General features: G+C 45.6%; 17 protein-coding genes. 7 read left to right on the forward strand and 10 right to left on the reverse strand.

The window, feature by feature from the left end:
• Window positions 1-126: 126 nt before the first annotated feature.
• The 5 genes from H7708_RS00745 to H7708_RS00765 form a co-directional block, all read right to left on the reverse strand.
• Window positions 127-693 (reverse strand): SCO family protein, encoded by a 567-nt coding sequence (locus H7708_RS00745; RefSeq protein WP_223668550.1) that lies wholly within the window; start codon window positions 691-693, stop codon window positions 127-129.
• 1 nt (window position 694) lies between these two features.
• Window positions 695-1468, reverse strand: coding sequence for a formylglycine-generating enzyme family protein (locus tag H7708_RS00750; RefSeq protein WP_223668551.1), 774 nt, complete (start codon window positions 1466-1468; stop codon window positions 695-697).
• A gap of 17 nt (window positions 1469-1485) precedes the next feature.
• Window positions 1486-2886: a copper-containing nitrite reductase gene (gene nirK / locus H7708_RS00755; protein ID WP_223668552.1), complete on the reverse strand. Its 1401-nt coding sequence runs from the start codon at window positions 2884-2886 to the stop codon at window positions 1486-1488.
• Between the two features lie 243 nt (window positions 2887-3129).
• Window positions 3130-3573 (reverse strand): RrF2 family transcriptional regulator, encoded by a 444-nt coding sequence (locus H7708_RS00760; RefSeq protein ID WP_223668553.1) that lies wholly within the window; start codon window positions 3571-3573, stop codon window positions 3130-3132.
• Between the two features lie 16 nt (window positions 3574-3589).
• Window positions 3590-3955: a YbaN family protein gene (locus H7708_RS00765; protein ID WP_223668554.1), complete on the reverse strand. Its 366-nt coding sequence runs from the start codon at window positions 3953-3955 to the stop codon at window positions 3590-3592.
• A gap of 244 nt (window positions 3956-4199) precedes the next feature.
• Here H7708_RS00765 and H7708_RS00770 point away from each other — a divergent pair, with 244 nt between their 5' ends.
• Genes H7708_RS00770 through H7708_RS00780 form a run of 3 tightly spaced genes read left to right on the forward strand, consistent with a single transcriptional unit; the run spans window position 4200 to window position 8280 of the window.
• Complete coding sequence (locus tag H7708_RS00770; RefSeq protein ID WP_223668555.1) at window positions 4200-5321, forward strand: NnrS family protein; 1122 nt, start codon at window positions 4200-4202, stop codon at window positions 5319-5321.
• Window positions 5318-5995, forward strand: coding sequence for an iron-sulfur cluster repair protein YtfE (ytfE, locus tag H7708_RS00775; RefSeq protein WP_223668556.1), 678 nt, complete (start codon window positions 5318-5320; stop codon window positions 5993-5995). The genes H7708_RS00770 and ytfE overlap by 4 nt, the downstream gene beginning before the upstream one ends.
• A 2-nt stretch (window positions 5996-5997) precedes the next feature.
• Window positions 5998-8280, forward strand: coding sequence for a nitric-oxide reductase large subunit (locus H7708_RS00780; RefSeq protein ID WP_223668557.1), 2283 nt, complete (start codon window positions 5998-6000; stop codon window positions 8278-8280).
• Window positions 8281-8342: 62 nt separating this feature from the next.
• On the opposite strand, the gene H7708_RS00785 is transcribed toward H7708_RS00780, so the two are convergent.
• The gene (locus H7708_RS00785) at window positions 8343-9011 is read right to left on the reverse strand and encodes a 2OG-Fe(II) oxygenase (RefSeq protein WP_407929711.1); all 669 of its coding nucleotides are present in this window, start codon (window positions 9009-9011) and stop codon (window positions 8343-8345) included.
• 396 nt (window positions 9012-9407) lie between these two features.
• On the opposite strand from H7708_RS00785, the gene H7708_RS00790 reads away from it, so the two are divergent.
• The 4 genes from H7708_RS00790 to H7708_RS00805 are packed head-to-tail and all read left to right on the forward strand — an operon-like array spanning window position 9408 to window position 13704.
• Window positions 9408-11003: a DUF4331 domain-containing protein gene (locus H7708_RS00790; protein ID WP_223668559.1), complete on the forward strand. Its 1596-nt coding sequence runs from the start codon at window positions 9408-9410 to the stop codon at window positions 11001-11003.
• 13 nt (window positions 11004-11016) lie between these two features.
• A complete protein-coding gene (locus H7708_RS00795; protein ID WP_223668560.1) occupies window positions 11017-11520 on the forward strand; it encodes an Ig-like domain-containing protein in 504 nt (167 codons plus the stop codon).
• Window positions 11507-12601 carry a tetratricopeptide repeat protein gene (locus tag H7708_RS00800; RefSeq protein ID WP_223668561.1) on the forward strand — a complete coding sequence of 365 codons (1095 nt, stop codon included), beginning with the start codon at window positions 11507-11509 and terminating at the stop codon, window positions 12599-12601. Before H7708_RS00795 ends, H7708_RS00800 begins: the two co-directional genes overlap by 14 nt.
• Window positions 12598-13704, forward strand: coding sequence for a HupE/UreJ family protein (locus tag H7708_RS00805; protein ID WP_223668562.1), 1107 nt, complete (start codon window positions 12598-12600; stop codon window positions 13702-13704). Before H7708_RS00800 ends, H7708_RS00805 begins: the two co-directional genes overlap by 4 nt.
• A gap of 36 nt (window positions 13705-13740) precedes the next feature.
• On the opposite strand, the gene H7708_RS00810 is transcribed toward H7708_RS00805, so the two are convergent.
• The 4 genes from H7708_RS00810 to H7708_RS00825 all read right to left on the reverse strand — a co-directional run bounded on the left by H7708_RS00810 (window position 13741) and on the right by H7708_RS00825 (window position 19131).
• Window positions 13741-14214 (reverse strand): Rrf2 family transcriptional regulator, encoded by a 474-nt coding sequence (locus H7708_RS00810; protein ID WP_223668563.1) that lies wholly within the window; start codon window positions 14212-14214, stop codon window positions 13741-13743.
• Window positions 14215-14453: 239 nt separating this feature from the next.
• Entirely contained in the window at window positions 14454-16466 is a 2013-nt protein-coding gene (gene asnB / locus H7708_RS00815) for an asparagine synthase (glutamine-hydrolyzing) (RefSeq protein ID WP_223668564.1), read from the reverse strand.
• A 54-nt stretch (window positions 16467-16520) separates the two neighbouring features.
• On the reverse strand, window positions 16521-17579 hold the full coding sequence (locus H7708_RS00820; protein ID WP_407929712.1) for an aspartate/ornithine carbamoyltransferase family protein: 1059 nt from the start codon (window positions 17577-17579) through the stop codon (window positions 16521-16523).
• 124 nt (window positions 17580-17703) lie between these two features.
• Window positions 17704-19131 (reverse strand): sodium:solute symporter family protein, encoded by a 1428-nt coding sequence (locus H7708_RS00825; protein WP_223668566.1) that lies wholly within the window; start codon window positions 19129-19131, stop codon window positions 17704-17706.
• Between the last annotated feature and the right edge of the window lie 8 nt (window positions 19132-19139).

Consider the following 19139-nt stretch of genomic DNA (forward strand, 5'->3'; position numbering starts at 1 on the left):
TCAATACTATTTGTGTTTTTTTATATGCCGCTTTAGGCAAGATTAAGAACTGAAAAGTAAAAAAAGCCAGTTAGTAACTAACCGGCTCTATATGACAGTGTAAAATGTAAGGATAAATGGTTAGATTCAGCGGCTGATAATGCGCTGGACAGTTTCTTGTGCTTTATCAATGTCACCGATTTCCTGAAACAGAACTCGCCCATTTTCGTCTAAAACTGTCATCAAGTTTGAGTGTGCGACTTCGTTATCATCGCTTTTTTTGTACTTAATATTCAGCGCCATGGCCAGACTTCTAACGTCCTGTTCTGAACCGGTTAGCAATGTCCAGCTCTTCGGATCCAGCTTGCGCCGTTTGGCGAACGACTTTAACACCTCAGGGGTATCTGAGTCTGGTGTTAATGAAATTAACACAAAACCGACTCGCTCCTGCTCATTTTTGGGAAGTGACTTTTGAACTTCCTGCATCGTCGCTACAATTGTTGGACAGGTATGCATACAGTGAGTATAGATTAGACTCACTACCTGCTTTTTGCCTTTTAACTGTCCAATGTTTAGCGACTCTTCATCTTGAGTCGTCCACTGACTACCCAGTTGGTAAATAGAGTCTCCAGGCATATCGCCAGCAATCACTACTGAATGAGCAGCAAGACCTAAGACACTACTAATTAGAATATTCGTTAGCCATTGTTTCATATTAATCTCCATTGGCTGATTTCATATCTGAAGCACAACGAAAGCCTAAGTTTGATAATGTAAACTTGGCTTCTAAACTACTCCTGAAGCCATACCGCATGAAAGCGGCATAATCTCCGGGGTCGACCGCACCACTCGCCCCTCCCGCACAAAAGAGCTTGGTATCTATGGTGCTATCTTCGCGAGACTCCCCTGTGACCAGCGTCGAGTTAAAATCTTCCGTCCACTCCCAGACCAGGCCATGCAAGTCATGAACGCCCCAGTAATTAGCAGGGCTCCCACCAACGCTCGGTAGAGTTTTTGGGCTGGGCTTGCTATACCAAGTCAATATCTGTTGTTTATAACCAGACTCAAGACTTCCGTTTGCCTGTGTTTCACTGGCCAGTGCCGCCAGTTCCCACTCAGCAACTTTAGGTAACCGCTTACCTTGGGACTGACAGTAGGCATCCGCCGCAAACCAGGACACATAGGTTACTGGACTCTCCGCGGCAATTGCCTCAAAGCTTTCGTCACTGTCCCAATGTTTTAAATAGTCTTGCTCAACAAAAATTGAAGGTGCTGCTGTCTTGCGCCACTGTGGATTTTGCTCGACAAACTCCAGATATTGTTGATTAGTCACGGGATATTGATCAAGGTAGAAGCTACTAACCGTCTGCATTGGGCTATCCTCGCTCATATACAGCGGCCGGTACTCCCCCCCTTCAATCAAGACCTGCTCACTGGCCCCCGCAAGAGCCAGTGAAACAGTTGCTATGATAAGGGATAGTATTTTCATAACAGTTCAATCAGACCTTAGTGGCCTTTCTGTTGGCGAACTTTCTGTACCTGCTCAACTGTAATTTCGCCCCCTTTATTGCCCCAGGAGTTCAGTACATAAGTTAAAACGTTTGCGATTTCATCATCTTCCAGCTTCATCGCTGGCATCACACTGTTAAAGCTCTCGCCGTTAACTTTAATCGGACCCTCGAGACCGTGAAGAATAGCTTTAATGCCTCGAACCGGATCCTCATTGAAGTAATCGGATTTTGCTAAAGGCGGAAACGCCTGAGTCACGCCGGCACCATTAGCCTGGTGGCATGCTTTACAGTTGGCGTCGTAAACCCGCTTACCGAACTTGATTTTATCTTCCTTGTTCTGAGCTTTAGCAACTTTATAATCGCCTTCCATGGTCTGCACAGCAGAGCCTTCGGGCTGGTAAATGGCATCGCTTAATTTACCTGAGTAAACGACCTTATCTTCATCCCCTTTAACGTTAATCATGCCTAACGCACCTTTGTTAAATGCGCGGAAGATAGAGTGATCCACCAGAATCAGATTACCCGGAACCTGTACCTCAAAATCAACGATCGCAGAGCCACCAGCAGGAACCAGTGTCGTCTGAATATTATGATTCTTAGCACTACCACCTTCGACGTAAACGGTATCGAAGATCTCACCAATCACATGGAAGGAAGAAACCAGGTTTGGGCCACCGTTACCCACATACAGGCGCACCGTTTCGCCTACTTTGGCTGTCAATGCATTATCGCCTGTCAAGCTGCCAACCGCGCCATTAAAGACGACATAATCAGCATCCTCATCGATAGCTTTTTCCATATCGAACGGTTGAAGACCTGCTTCACCATATTTGCCTTTGGTATAGAAGTCACCCTGCATCACATAGTATTCGCGATCCACTTCGGGTAGCCCTTCTTTCGGCTCGACCAGAATCAGGCCGTACATACCGTTTGCGATATGCATGCCCACTGGCGCTGTCGCGCAGTGATAAACGTACAAACCAGGATTAAGAGCTTTGAAGGCAAAGGTTGATGTGTGACCCGGAGCCGTAAATGACGATACCGCACCACCGCCAGGGCCAGTTACCGCATGTAAGTCAATGTTGTGCGGCATTTTTGATGAGGGGTGATTAGAAAGATGGAATTCAACTTCATCACCCTCTTTCACACGAATAAAGCTACCCGGTACAGAGCCTCCAAAAGACCAGTAGACATACTCCACACCATCGGCCATGGTGCCGACTTTTTCTACCGTTTCCAGGTGCACCACAACACGCGCGTTATGATCACGCTCAATGGCTGGTGGTACATTGGGCGGTGAAGTCAATACAGCGTCTTCAACAGGTAATTTCTTTGCTGCCCCAACGGAAGCAACAGTTGCTATCGCTAGAGTCACTAGCAGTTTCTTTCCCCACATAATCATTTCTCCACATGGTTATTCACTGTCATCTAGTATCAGACTAAAATGCGCAAACCAATATGATCTAGATCATGCAGTCGCTTAAATACGTAAACTAATTACATCTTTTGTTATAAGAACAACACTACCATAGAAAACGTATGAGCTTCTGTTAAGAAGTTATTATTTAAAGAAATTACAGGGTTAGCCATATCGGCCAATACTGGTACTTAAAACATAATGGAGGTGAATATAGCCTTATTATACTTCAGAGATTTGCAATATGCGTGCTAACTGTGAGCGGTATTGCTCTGGTAACACATCTTCCAGCGTATACTCGTCAAGGGTACTCAAAAAAGACTTTAAAGCATTACTTAACACCCCTTTTAAACCACAAACGGGTGTAATAACACACTGATTTTTATCAGAAAAGCACTCTACTAATGCCAAGTCAGGCTCCATTTCACGAACCAGAACACCAATACAGATTTCATTTGGTTCCAACTTAAGACGTATGCCACCATTTTTACCACGAACGGTTTCGATATAGCCCTTTTTATTCAGGCTATGTACCACCTTCATCAGGTGGTTACTGGAAATATTATAGCGCTCTGAAATTTCTTGAATAGTCGTTAACCGCCCCTTCTGCAATGCGAGAAGCATTAACACCCGTAAGGAATAATCAGTATACCGGGTTATATTCACAAAGTTTTCTCCTAAACTACGACGAAGGCCGGCTTACAATAAAAAGTATTAATCCAACAAAGAAAAACCCAAGTCCCCAGAGCAGATAAGGGTGTCCGCCGCTATACCACAGAACAAGCCAGCTACTAAGCATCATGCCGCAAGCCAAACACTTACCGGTAACCGGGATCGCTCTTCTTTGATACCAGTCATTAAGAACCGGACCAAAATGACGGTGATTCATGAGCCAGCTCTTCAGTTGTGGTGAGCCCCTGGATGCAGCCCAAATTGCTATCAATAAAAAAGGTGTCGTCGGTAATAAAGGTAACAAAGCCCCAATAAAACCGATCAACACAGCCGCTAAGGCAATGATTTTATAGAATAATTGACCCGGCACAACCATTACATTTACTCCTGTACCATAGCAACAGAACGACCTATATCATGCATTTACAATATACCTTATTTTCAATCATGTCGACCTATCTTGACCTAGATCAAAGATAAATCAACTCATGCCACTATCCTTTAAAAGCAAATAATATCGTAATTCTTTTTGATAAACCAAAAGCATCTTTGAGTGAAGAGCTTTTCAATACAAACATAAAGATGTATTATAAATACATCTTCTAGGGTTTAGGGCCAGCATGAAGAAAGTGAATGCACAGAAACTATTTTTCCCCGCAGCAAGCATTTATGCTGCAATGGCAGTGCTACTATCTGTATTCGCCCTTCACGCTGGCTGGCCCAGGGGCTTGATTGCCACAGGTCACGGCCATGAAATGTTTTTTGGTTTTACTCTGGCGCTGATTGCAGGTTATAACTTGGGGAAAATAACGCAACGTTTACTACTTGCTTTATTTGTTTTGTGGCTTGCCGCTCGTATTAGTTACTTATTGGCTCCTTCACATTTAATTTCACAGTGGTTGAGCCCTTTGTTTGCTCTATTTCTAGCCTGGCATATCGTGCCACGCTTTTTCGCTGCAAAGAAGTGGCGCAATAAAGTAATCAGCCCCCTGCTATTAATAATTTGTTTATTACCTGCGTTGTGGTTATTGCAGCAGCAAATGTCACTCACAATCGAGCATCGCCAGCTGGTTTCCGCCACCTTACTCCTACTGATCTTATTAATGGCGTTTTTTGGTGGCCGCATGATAGCGCCAACCACCGCCGGTGAATTACAAAAGCAGGGAATACGGTTACAAACTCCCGTACAACCTCGCTTAGAAGCGTTAATACTCCTGCTACTGCCCCTTGGTGCCCTCAGCATCTTAGTCCCTAGCACCAAACAGTTAGCAGGAGTACCTACATTTTTAGCTGCCTGTGTATTAATGGTTCGTCTCGTTCGTTGGCAGGTTTGGCGCTGCCCGAATCGTCCGGACTTATTTGGGTTAGCGGTCGGCTATTTATGGCTGGCACTGGGTACTTCAGGTCTGAGCCTGGCGTTCTGGTTTAAGCTGCCTGTCGATACTATTTTGCACATGATTACTGTCGGAGCCATAGGCTGTTTGTCGGCGAGCCTGATGTTGAAGTCCCGTTTTAAACGGAGTTCAACAGAACCACGACCCATGGTCGCATCGCTCAGCATCATCTCCCTCATTTCTCTGGCGACCATTTTACGAGTTATAGCTACCGCCGATACTTTCTCGCAACTACTGCTATGGCTCTCTGCTGTGTCATGGGCATTAGCGTTTATACGCTTAGGATTTCTCCTGCTAAGCGACGCTAATAACCCAAGCAGATTGACAACTTGGAGACAAGCAATATGAATTTATTAATCACCCCATTAGGACAAATAGCCCGTGATATTCCGGGTGCCAGCGAACTGTTGTACCAACAGGGTATTGATTATAGCTGTGCTGGTAAGACGACACTGGCCGATGCTCTGGATGCTCAAGCACTGGATATAGCGGAAACTGTTAACGCGTTAAATTATTTAGTTAAACACCCAGCCCCGGCAACTCCGAGCCTGAGTGAGGCATCTAACGAAGAGATCATTAACCATATTCTGGAGCGCTACCATCAGGTCCACCGTCAGCAGTTACCCGAGTTGCTGGATCTGGCCGATCGCGTTGAAACCGTTCACGCTTCACACCCGGCCTGCCCTAAAGGTTTAACCGAACATTTACAAAAAATGTCACAAGAAATGGAGTCGCATATGCTCAAAGAAGAGCAGATTTTATTTCCGATCATTCAACGCGGCATGGCTCATATGGCAACAAGCCCGGTCGCGGTGATGCGAATGGAGCACGACGACCATAGCGAATCGATAAAACAATTGCAGCATCTGGCAAACAACTTTGAAGTTCCGGCGGATGCCTGCAATACCTGGCAAACACTTAACCAAAAACTCAAAATTTTTAAACAAGACTTAATTAATCATATTCACATCGAAAACAACATTTTATTTGAACGTATTGATAACTACCTGAGAGGAGCATAATCATGGGTAAATATCGCAAACTCTGGTTTACCCTGATAGCAATATTAGCGGTAACCTTCGCTATACTTGGCTATTTTGGTAATGAAGTCTATCGACAGGCCCCTCCCATCCCTGAAAAAGTCGTCAGCACTGATGGGCAGGAATTAATGACCAAAGAATCGATTCTTGATGGCCAAACGGCATGGCAGTCTATCGGTGGCATGCAACTGGGATCTATCTGGGGGCACGGAGCCTATCAAGCACCGGACTGGACCGCTGACTGGCTCCACCGAGAATTGATGGCATGGCTGGATATGGCGGCGCAAGACAATTATGGCGCGGCTTATGATGAGCTGGATGGCGAACAGCAACAAACCCTCAAATATCGCTTAAAACAAGAGTATCGCACCAATACGTTTAATAAAGACACTGGTAAGATGGCAGTTTCAGCACGTCGTGCTCAAGCAATCGCACAAACCGCGGATTACTATGATCGGTTATTTAGCGATGCCGCCGACCTCAAAGAAACTCGCAACCACTACGCGATGAAAGAAAATACATTGCCTAATGCGGAACGTCGGGAAGTCATGACACAGTTCTTCTTCTGGACAGCCTGGGCAGCCGCAACCGAGCGCCCTGGTAGCGATGCCACTTACACCAATAACTGGCCGCATGAACCGCTTATCGACAACAAACCTACCTCTGAAAATATCGTGTGGTCGATCATCAGTGTGATTCTGTTGATCGCCGGCGTTGGCGGACTGGTATGGGGTTGGGCCTTTATGCGCAAGAAGGAAGAACATGAGCCTCCGGCTCCAGAGCAAGATCCCATTACCACGTTTAAGTTAACGCCTTCGCAGAAAGCGTTAGGTAAATACTTGTTGGTTGTGGTTGCCCTGTTTACGCTACAAGTCCTGTTAGGAGGGTTCACCGCACACTATACCGTCGAAGGACAAGGCTTCTATGGTATCGAGACCTCAAAATGGTTCCCCTACTCGCTGGTTCGTACCTGGCATATTCAAGCAGCCATGTTCTGGATCGCTACCGGTTTTCTGGCGGCGGGTCTATTCCTGGTACCGATCATCAACGGCGGTAAAGATCCCAAGTACCAGAAGCTCGGTGTCAACGTGCTATTCTGGGCTCTGGTTGCCGTGGTCGCCGGCACTTTTATCGGTAGCTATATGGCAATTGCGCAAGTCCTGCCTGAACACTTAAGTTTCTGGTTAGGACACCAGGGCTATGAGTATGTCGATCTGGGACGCCTATGGCATTGGGGCAAATTCACCGGGATTGTCCTGTGGCTGGTTCTGATGCTGCGCGGTATCGCTCCAGCGCTGAAAAAGAAAGGTGATAAAAACCTGCTGGTACTGTTAACGGCATCGGTAGTTGCCATCGGTTTATTCTACGGTGCCGGCTTCTTCTACGGCGAAAGAACACACATTTCCATCATGGAATACTGGCGCTGGTGGATCGTGCACCTTTGGGTTGAAGGCTTCTTTGAAGTATTCGCAACCGTGTCGCTGGCTTTCATTTTCCACAGCATGGGGTTGATCGGTCGCTCAACCGCAACGGCTGCCAGCCTTGCTTCGGCTTCCATCTTCATGCTTGGCGGTGTTCCTGGCACCTTCCACCACCTCTACTTTTCCGGTACAACAACACCTGTGATGGCAGTTGGTGCAACTTTCAGTGCACTCGAAGTGGTGCCTTTGATTGTCCTGGGTTATGAGGCCTGGGAAAACTATCGCTTGAAAAACCGTGCGCCCTGGATGGAAAAAATGCGCTGGCCTTTGATGTGCTTCGTGGCCGTCGCCTTCTGGAATATGTTCGGCGCTGGCGTACTGGGCTTTATGATCAACCCTCCGGTATCACTGTACTATGTGCAGGGTCTGAACATGACCCCAACCCACGCACATGCCGCTCTGTTCGGTGTCTACGGCTTCCTCGCCATTGGTTTTGTGCTGATGATATTACGCTATATTCGTCCGCACATGGTGTTTGACGAAAAGCTGATGAAAACAGGGTTCTGGTGGCTCAACATTGGCCTCATGATGATGCTGCTAACGAGTCTGTTGCCGGTAGGAATCATTCAATTTTATGCCAGCGTCAGCGAAGGTTTCTGGTACGCCCGGAGCGAAGCCTTCATGCAAAGCGAACTTCTTTACACGCTACGCTGGGTCAGAACTATCGGTGACGTCGTCTTTATCGTTGGTGCTCTGGCCGTTACCTGGCAGGTCATTAAAGGGCTACTCAATAAACCAAGCCGCGAACCGCTTACTCAGCCAATCCCAGTCAAAGAGACTCCATAATAATAAGATAGGCTCTCCTGATTTTGAGGTGCCATGCGGCACCTCTTTTTTATCAGCTCTCTTTAGCGAGGCGGGTCAACTTTTTGGCCGTGACTCGTATTCAAACGATACCAGCCAGCAATCGAATAACGATCCCTTGCCGCCGGTAACACTTCATGCGGAAACTCTTCGCTTAAAAAGGCAACCAAGGTGCCGAAACTCGGTGTCACTTTTGTTCCTTCCATATCAAGTTCATCGCGATATATAACTAATTCCCCCGAATCATCCGGCAACCAGCCCGGATTCAGATAAATCACTAATGACAAGACACGGTTAGACTCGCCTTTAAATGCATCGAAATGGCGCTTATAAAAATCTCCCGGCGCATAGTGCGCATAATGACTTTCAAATGAAAAAAGTCCAAGAAGCAACCGTGCATTCAAAAATCGCCTTAATGCTGAAGTCCATTCCAACCAACGAGCACCAGTCTCTGACGAACCGTCGATCCAACAGATTTCATCAGTGCGCACAAAACTATTCAGCATATGATCCACTTGTCGACCAATACCTGCCGAATCAAATTCGGCCTGAGGCATTTGCTGTAACTGCTGGTAAAGCGACTGAGCTAACTCAGGGGGAAGAGCATTTGGGTTAATACTATAGCCTTGCTCACCAATATCTTGAGCAATTTTCTCGAATAAAGCCGGAGTTTCGCCGAAGCGAGGACCAGCCAGGTATGAAACATCGATCAATGCATCGTTCAATAGGGTTTGCCTCGAGACAACAATTAGGAGAGTCAGGATTGTCTTTACTTATATGCCGAAACCCGCTTAAAGGCAAGCTTTATATGCCACTTCTCGCCTGGGCCAGGCTGACCCGGGAACAACGAGCCCATTTAAAGACCAGTATACCTTGAAAGTACAGACAAACCACTGATATGGCGGATCAGTCACAAAACCAGCGACAGATCCGAGCAGTTTCTTTACATAACTTTCACATCGTCAGTCTTAGGGTAAATACGAGGCCCGATGAAAGATCATGTTCATCGCGCGAAATAAGACGGGGGTATCAATGTTACAGACGAATTCACAGACAATGATTGTTCGCCATGCAACAAAAATACCCCACAGAAAAAAGAGGTATGAACCATGAAGAAGCACATCCTATTGAGCACTGTCTGCTTATGCATGACAGGCGCTTACATTTCTCAGGAAACGGCGGCTTCCAGTCACCGCGAGGCTCCCAATATCACGCGGTATCCAACTCTAGACTCCACCGATTTCTATGTATTCAACAGCTACGAAAGCGGCCGCTCAGGCTATGTTACCCTGATCGCAAACTACGTTCCACTTCAGGACGCTTACGGTGGGCCCAACTACTTTGCGCTGGATACTGCTGCCGATTATAACATCCATATCGACAGCGATGGTGATGCGGTTGAAGATTTAACCTTCCAGTTTAACTTCGATAATAACTTAGCCGCTGATGGCGCTGGTATTCAGCTTGCCATTGGCCCAGACGGCGCTCAGAAGCAGATCGCTATTCCACTGAAAAATGCTGGCGGGATCGCTGCCGGAGACAATTCGGCACTGAACTTTACCGAACAATATACTTTAAACCTGGTGCAAGGTCCCGTACGTTCCGGTTCCAGTTCGACAATTACCGGTTCCGGTGGCGAAACGACCTTCACTAAACCCTGGGATTATATCGGTGACAAAACCTTTGGCTCGACATCGGCGTATCAAGATTACGCTAACCAGTACATTTATAACATCAGCGTACCAGGATGCTCAGCCGATGGTAGGGTTTTTGTCGGACAGCGCTCCGATGCTTTCGCTGTAAACCTGGGCGAAAGTTTTGACCTGGTCAACTATGTTCCCGTTGAAGGTGACAGTTCACCAGGCGCAGGTGATGGTGGCGGGTTCCCAGGAGGTATCACACAAGATATTGCGAACGACGACCTCCGAAATAAAAATGTCACGACCTTTGCGTTAGAACTACCTGCCAGCTGTATTGTTGGCGACGGTAATGGCGTTATCGGTGCCTGGACAACAGCATACGTACCACAGGCTCGTATCCAGAACCCCAATGCCACTTTCGAAAAACCGGAAGTGAATGGTGGTGCTAAAGTGCAAATTTCTCGTTTAAGTAATCCTTTAGTCAACGAAGTGGTTATTGGCTTACCGGATAAAGACAAGTTCTCAACTGCCACTCCAGCGGACGATGGGCAATTTGCCGACTATGTTACCCACCCGAGCTTCCCAGAACTCTTGAATATATTGTTCAGGGACGCAGTTAATTCAACCCTGGGTACGAACTTTGAGACCATTGCTCCAACCAACTTCCCCCGAGAGGATCTGGTTGCGGCATTCCTAACGGGATTCCCAGGCGTTAATCAGCAGGCCACGGTAACCCCATCCGAAATGTTACGCCTCAATACGGCCATCCCTGCAATTCCAGCATCACAGCAATCACCATACGGTGTGGTCGGTGATGACTTAGCGGGTTTCCCCAATGGACGACGCCCGGGTGACGATGTCGTGGATATTGCACTGCGCGTCGTTATGGGTCGCTTATGTTATGAGTTCCCGGTAAATGGTACTCCAACGAACCTCGGTTACTGCGAACCTTCTGACGCCAATGTTGGCAATGCGCCATTCACTGATGGCGCACCGCTATCCGCAACAGACCTGGATGAAAGTTTTCCTTACTTGAAAACGCCTGTTGCCGGTTCACCAAACTAAGGAGGAGTAACCCATGAAAATAGTTAATATTTATAAACTGGCGGCGATGTCCTCGTTACTTCTATTAATTGGTTGTAGTGATGATACGGAACCTGACATCAATCAGGCTCCGGTCACGACCAAAGCGACAGTGGTAACTGAAACGGATACTCCGGTGATGGATCAACTGCAGGCCGATGATGCCGATGGTGACAGCCTGACTTTCAATATAGTAGCTGAGCCTCAGTCAGGTAGCGTTGAATTAGGCGTCGACGGAAATTTTACCTACACCCCAGCCAAAGAATTCACCGGCTCCGACATCTTCACATTTGTCGCCAGTGATGGCTCTCTTAATAGCGCAGTAACTGACGTTGAGATTACGGTTAATGTGAAAGAGGAAGTGTTCAGTTCCTATAGCCGCAAATCGTACTCGAATCAAAGTAACGATGAACCATCTGGAGTGAATGGCCGTCAATTCATCTTTGATGTAACGACAACCACCACTTATCAGGACTTGGTACAAGATGGTAATCAATAAACGATACCAACTGATACCAGTAGCATTGAGTTTGCTGCTGGTATCGTCTCTTTCCTTTGCTAAGCAATGGGTTCCTCAAAGCGAAGAGGAAGTCGTATTGCACTACGAGCCCAACCGTATGTCGCCGCTCACGATGACTGTTCAAAGTTCAACACAACCGAACCCACAACGACTTCTCACAATGATGTCAAAACTCATTCAACAATCCCAGTATCCAGGGCAGAGTCACGCCCTCAACGATGCCAGTGTCATGTTAAAACGACTTGCCCCCATGATGCATTCGTTAAACAAGGAACAACAAGCCCAGTACACTATCGCAAAAGCCAATATTGCTCAGCAGTCTCATCACTTCCAACGTGCACTCGATCTACTTAGCAACGTTAAGGACAGTAGCGAACACTACCCTCAAGCACTGCTTATCCAGTCTCGACTATTACTTATTCAGGGTAATTACCCAGCAGCCGAAAAGGCCTGTAGAAAATTGATCTCTTACCATATTCAGGCAGGAGAGCTCTGCACCATCGAAGTTAAAATCTATCAACGTTCGTCTAATACTGCTCAATCCCTGTCTATTCTCAGGGAGCGCTACACAGCGGACAACGATCCATTAACTCGCTATTTCCATCAAATACAGGGGACAAGTTTTCGCATTGAACAGAATTACCAAAAGGCAGAAGAAGCCTTTAGCTATGATTTACTCAATGCGCCATCGAGCCAATGGTATCAGTGGGCCGACATGGCCTTTGCTAACCAGCGGCCACAAAAAGTTTATCAAGCCTTAAAGGCTTTAATACCCTCCGCCGACAATAACCTCGAAGATGGGTTTATTATGCGCTTGGCTCGAGCAGAAAAAGAAATGCAGTTAGTACCTGCAAACTATCAGAAACTAGCGCAACAGCTGGTCGAATTGCGCCAGCGCAGAAATGACAAGCTACATGCCGCTGATATTGCCTATTACTTTATTTTTATTGCTCAAAACCCTGAACAGGCGCTGAAATGGGCTAAGCTAAACTGGCAACAAGTCAAAGAGCCCAGCGACAAGCATATCCTGCAACAAGCCAGTGCCATGAATAACAAGTGAGGCTATTGATGCGCCACATTGCCATACTGCTAACGCTACTATTTTGCAGCCTGCCTTTAACAGCACACCAGTTCAGTACTGCTAACTTAACCATGGAACAGGTTTCAGCAGAACATCATAAAGGGGCTATAGAATTGTCACTTAAAGATTTACAACACACACTAAAGCTCGACCCCAATCAAAATGGCGCGCTTACCTGGGGTGAAGTCATCAACTCGCACTCGTTAATCACGAGCTACTTAGATGTGCACCTGGAGGTTAACACTAAGTCCGATGAATGCGACATCCAATGGGATGAGAATATTTCTCTGACAGATAGTTACGGGGAAAGACTATTAAAACAACCGCTTCTGATACAATGTCGAGGTGACTTTAACTTACATTACAGTGCTCTGTTTGAAACAACCAATAACCATAAGCTTTTAGTTAACTGGAGCCTTGATGATGGTCAAACTCAGGCCATTATCAATAATCCAGATGCAGTATGGCGAGTTGCAGCAAGTTCAAACTCAAGCTGGGATACCCTTGTTTTTTATCTTTATCAGGGCATGATTCATATCTGGATTGGTCTTGATCATGTGCTGTTTTTACTCACACTACTGCTCCACTTTAAATGGACCAAACCAACCGCCAATCAAAAACCAACAAAGGATAACAATTTCAATTTAAAATCTCTGTTATGGTTAGTTACCGGTTTTACATTGGCACACTCAATCACGTTAACCTTAACAGCCTTAAATTTAATAACGGTCTCACCGAAATGGGCCGAGGTAGGTATTGCTATATCCGTGGCTTTTGCCGCCCTGAATGCGATAACGCACTGGATAAGGCATATCATGATGATGACGGTCGCATTTGGCTTATTGCACGGACTGGGCTTTGCCGGTGCCTTAAGCGAATTAGGCTTAAGTAAATCCCACCAAATAACCAGTATCGTTGGGTTTAATTTAGGTGTTGAGGTAGGGCAAATAGCCATTATTCTTGCAGCGACACCCATACTGTGGTTAATGTCTAAAAGGGATAGTATTTATAAAGTAACGTTACCATTGATAAGCGGCATAATTTTTATGCTCGGCCTGTACTGGGTATGGGAACGAATTTAACACGCCGAATTTAAACAACGGAGTCAGGGAGCGAAACTAACCAACGTTTTTAAAAGGAATTGACGTTTTATTCGCTTCAATACCAAGAATGCCCAGCGCCTTTTCCTCGCCGCCTTTGACCACGACATCGGCTAAGGTGTATTGATTAAGCCTTTGCAGAAAGGCACTTAAGGCCGATGCTAAAATCGACTTTAACTCACAAACAGGCGTAATGGCACAAGCGCCTTTCGGTGAAAAGCACTCAACCAGACTGAAATCAGGTTCCAGCTCCATTACCAGCTTTCCAATATTAATATCTTCCGGTGAAACACTTAATTTCATTCCGCCTTTTTTGCCGCGTAGCGTTTCTATATAACCGATTTTATTAAGATGATGAACAACTTTCATCAAGTGATTCTTCGAAATATCATAACTATCGGCGATATCTTTTATCGTCGTCCGTTTGTTTTTATTTAACGATAAGTAGATTAAAACTCTTAATGAATAATCCGTATATCTCGTTATATGCATAACCTAGTCCAATTACTAGCAGCCCTTAACTTGTCAGTTAAAACTGCTGTGCCCACATCAATTGTTTAACTTTTAGTCATCAGTATAACCGAAGTCTTGCAGAATCATAGTTAAGCATACAACAATTTTACATAAAGGTGACAAATGCAAGTCACTATAGACTTACTCAGTGCAAAAGTGACTTGGCAGACACAAAAAAAGCCCTTCAACTGAAGAGCTTTTCAAATGAATACAGCAAGCTATGCAATCCAACCCAGCTCGTATGCTTTTGCCTCAGCTTTCTTTGGAATATCCTGCTTTACAAAATGATGATGCAATAATTGCACACCAAGCACATGGTTCAAAATAGCATCCATCTGTACCTTGTGATCACGAGGTACCTTTGGATCGTCATGACTATCAATCATATTCCGTAATGCCGCATAATCAATCAAGCCAGCTTCGTTGATCTTTTCTTCATTGGCAAACTCCTCCATTAGCTCCATCAAAGCACCCCACTTTTTCTTATCGGTGTGCGCTGGCGGTGCCATAAATGCAAACTTCTGACGTTTGTATAACGTCTCTGGTAATAAGCCTTTCATCGCTTCTTTCAAGACGTACTTTTCAACGGGTCCTTTTATTCGCATTTGAGGAGGAATATTCACAGCATATGCAGCTAAGTGATGATCAAGAAATGGTGGGCGCGCCTCCATTGAGTTCGCCATATCCACTCGATCTCCGCCCCAGGTCAGGATTTGGCCCTCGAGCATGGTTTTAATCCACACATACTGGGCTTTATCCAGCGGGTGTCGACCTTCCAGCTGTGACTCATCAAACTGTTCGGCCATTGCTGTACCCGGATCATAATCTTTAATATTAAACTGGTGCTCTTTCGACATCAGATTCCGCGCAAAGTTATCGCAGCCCATCCAGCTCTGAATACAGGTTGGCGTAAAACCTACTTTCTGATCGATGGCTTCCGAGTGAAATTCTTCCCTTGGCAACATCGCCCCTTTAAACAAAACATTCGACTCAGCCAGTGTGTCATGTAGTTCACTTTTAAGGTTATCCGGCAAGTCAGCCAAACCATACAGGAACATATCTTTTCTAAAGGCCGGATAGCCCGCGAACAACTCATCGCTACCCTCGCCAGTCAGTACAACTTTATACCCCTGCTCTCGTACTTTTTGGCTCATTAACAACTTAGCCACACCCAGCGTATTGTAGATAGTTCTTTCTGTATGCCAGATAGTACGCTCAAAATGATCATAGAGGTGCTCAGCCGATAAAGGCAGAATTATTTGCTCTGCCTCAGTCATTTCCGCCATTTCAGTGGCAATCGGCGTTTCATCATAATCCGCATCGTCGAAGCCAATGGTAAAAGCCTTTACCGGATCCTGACGCACGGCAGCTGATAACCCCAAAATCGAGCAGGAATCAATACCACCAGATAAATAAGCTCCCACTGGAACATCTGCGTTAAGACGCAAATGAACGGCTTCTAGCAGTTGTTCGCGAACACCCTCGATATATTCCTCTTCTTCCTTAACTTTTAAATGTTCCTCTGCTTGTGGAAAATTAATATCCCAGTATTTATGCTGTTCGATATGTAGCTTGCCATCTTTTCTTTGAATTTTAATCCAGTGTCCTGGCGGGACCTGATTAACCCCTTTAAAAGCAGTCGAACCAGGTACCATCACCTGGATCAGCTGATGATACAGGCCCTCAGAATCAATCTCGCGTTTAACATCAGGATGTGCAAATAACACTTTCAACTCTGAGCCAAACACTACGCCATGTTCTGTTTCAGTCCAGTAAAGAGGCTTAATACCGAAACGATCTCGAACCAGATACATCGTTTCTTCTTCACGATCATAAATCGAGAAAGCAAACTCTCCGCGCAGTTGTTCAACGGTTTTTTCAATGCCGTAATGGGGATACATTTGCAATACCAACTCGGAGTCGCTTTTACTATGAAAACGTGCACCCTGAGCCGTCATTGAGGCGCGAATTCGTTGAAAATCATAAAATTCACCATTATGAACCATCATATAGCGGCCATTGTCGCTAACATGCGGCTGTCGCCCACGCTCCTCATCAAGATCGATAATGGTTAGACGTGCATGGCTCATACCAACACCCGCACCCTCTGGGTTATGGTATCCAAAATTATCAGGCCCGCGATGGTATTGAATCGCCGCCATATTCACTAACGTCTGAGGCTTAATTGTTCGGCTTTTATCACTGTGTATTACACCCGCGATTCCGCACATACACTAAATCTCCTGGATTTATTTATTCGTTCAAAGGGATGATTGTAATTTGGCTTAAACCACGTCCAATACGCGCTCCGTTCTCTCGACCATACAGGTCAGCAACGCCATACGTACAAAAACAGCTCCTCTTGCCTGTGAGAAATACCAGTTATGATGAGTATCATCCAAATCAGTTGATAACTCGTCACCGCGAGCCAGCGGGTGCAAAATAATGGCGTCGTCTTTTAATGGCGAACTCTTATCTAACTTGAATTTAGTTCCGTACTCTGCATACGAATCGCCGCCCCAGACAATAGCATTAATATAGATCACATCTAACGTAGGCAGGACATCATCCAGAGTTCTGCTAGTCGTTAATTTTAATCCTTTTGCCTCAAGTTTTTCACGCTGATCGGGAGTAAACATTTCACCATCTTCGGCATCATGAATTAAGACGACTTCTTCGAAAATATCAGGAAACAAAGCAAACAGTTTTAACAAACTGCGAACTGTGCGCATAAAGCTTGGAACCCCGACGACTCCAATACGAATTTTTTCACCCTTGTCTTCTAACAGTTCCGGCTTCCATTTAAAGATCGTATAAAGATCGGCCATCGCCTGAGTCGGATGCTCTCGAGTACCATTACCGGCGTTAATGATAGGAATGCGTAAGGTCGACGTCATCTCCGTCACCGACTCTTCGTTCGACTCTCGTAACACAACGCAGTCACCATAGTTGTTAAACATTTCGCCAATATCAGCCAAGGACTCTCCCTTGGCAATCCCGGTAGTGGCTCTATCCGTGATAGACATAATATCCCCACCTAAACGGTGCCAGGCACTTTCAAAGGATAAACGGGTACGCGTGCTCGGTTCGTAAAAAGCACTGATCAAAATTTTTCCCTGTAACGGGTTACTGTAACGGCTTGGGTTACCTTCGTATTTACTTGCCAGTCTGAAAAGTTGTAATAACGTGTCCGCATCAAACTGATCTGCCGCTACGATATGTTGGTTCGATAGGACTTGCAGCTTATCGCCGTCTTCTTGTATTCGTTTTAGTAAAGCTTTTGGTTGTGCGTCACCATAGACGTCGGGCTTTACTCTAGAAAACTTCATATTCTCATCAACCATTGGGTTCACCATAATTCTTCCTTCAACCAATCCCTTATCAACAAGATGATTAAAATGATTGGTGACAAACAGGTCACACCCATTGCCACCAGTACTAATGTCTCTAACGCTTCCAGAGAAATAATCATTGCATTTTCTCCATATGTTTTAACCGCTGCCAATCAAACTTATCATCCTTAACAATTAAACCAACCATACAAATAACAAAAGATGTAATACAGCTAAATAGAGCAGCTACATAGAAACCTATCATGTGATAACCGATTAAACCGCAAGTAGTTCCCAAAACGAAGGCTGCTGTCACAAAATTCCCTGACATACGGCGTTGGTATAAACCTAAAACAATCGGCCAGATGGTGCTGGCAACAAAGGCACCCGTGAAGTTCAATAACGCACCTAGTGTTGTAATTTTTGGTAAACAGAGAATCCATGTAACAACACCTAAGCCGAGAATAACCAGCTTGCTCAGCTTGTGCAGTTTTTCTTTACTGGCCGCCTTATCGATTAAACCGTTATAAATATCTCGAGTTACCAGATCACTGGTCGCAGCCAACAGCGAATCAAGACTCGACGCCAACGCTGAAAAAACAACAATAAAGACAAAGATAGCACCAATATCACCCAGTAGTTTTGCAGCCACCATAGGACCGACCATATCACTCGAGTCCGGGTACAACCCCAGGGAAGGTGCAGCAAGGGCGACAAAACCGGTTACGATAGGAATTGGCAACCACAAAAAACCCGACAACAAATAAGCTTTCTTACCGATACCCGGCCTGAATGCTAATGCACGGGACCACCATACATTGGAGTGAAATATTTCGCCGATGCCAAAGAAAATATTATTGAATAAAAACATCATGGCTGCGGGGAATAATAAACTCAGCAGCTCCGGGTGCTTTTCTTTATTAAACTCGTACACACTTTCCAGACCAACGCTCTGATAACATACGAAACCGATAATCAAAACACCGACAATAATAATAATGGTTTGGACATAGTCGGTAGCGATAACAGCCCTTAAACCACCGAGCAAGGTATAGCTCACACAGATGGCGAGAATAACGGTCATCCCAACCTTATAATTTAGACCACTCAAGGTATCTAACAGCACACCGCCAGCCATTCCTAAACTGACCAGCCAGCCCATGGCATAACAAAAAGATACGATCAGAAAAGCAATCCATGCAGGCTTGCCGTAACGAACCCGAATAAAATCACCGCAGGTATAACCTTCCGGCATCAACTCTTTAATTCGTTTAGCCATGGGGGCAAAAAGGATTAAGCCAAGCGCAGCCAAGGAATACCCAACCATGCCCCAGATACCTAATTCATACGTTAACTGAGGTGCAACCAAGGTGGTATTACTGGTAATCCAGGTGGCCATCGCCGTTGCCCCAGCAAACGCCAAACCAACATTCCGCCCGGCCAACATAAAATCATCGAGCGTTTTATTCTTTCTACCGAGCCACCAGCCAAAAAATATCCAGACGATGCCGAATATAACTAACAAAATTAAAGCGGTATTAATCGAGATCGGGTTATAGTCCATAATTAACC

It is taken from the genome of Kangiella shandongensis, from assembly GCF_020005365.1.
Lineage (GTDB): Bacteria > Pseudomonadota > Gammaproteobacteria > Enterobacterales > Kangiellaceae > Kangiella > Kangiella shandongensis.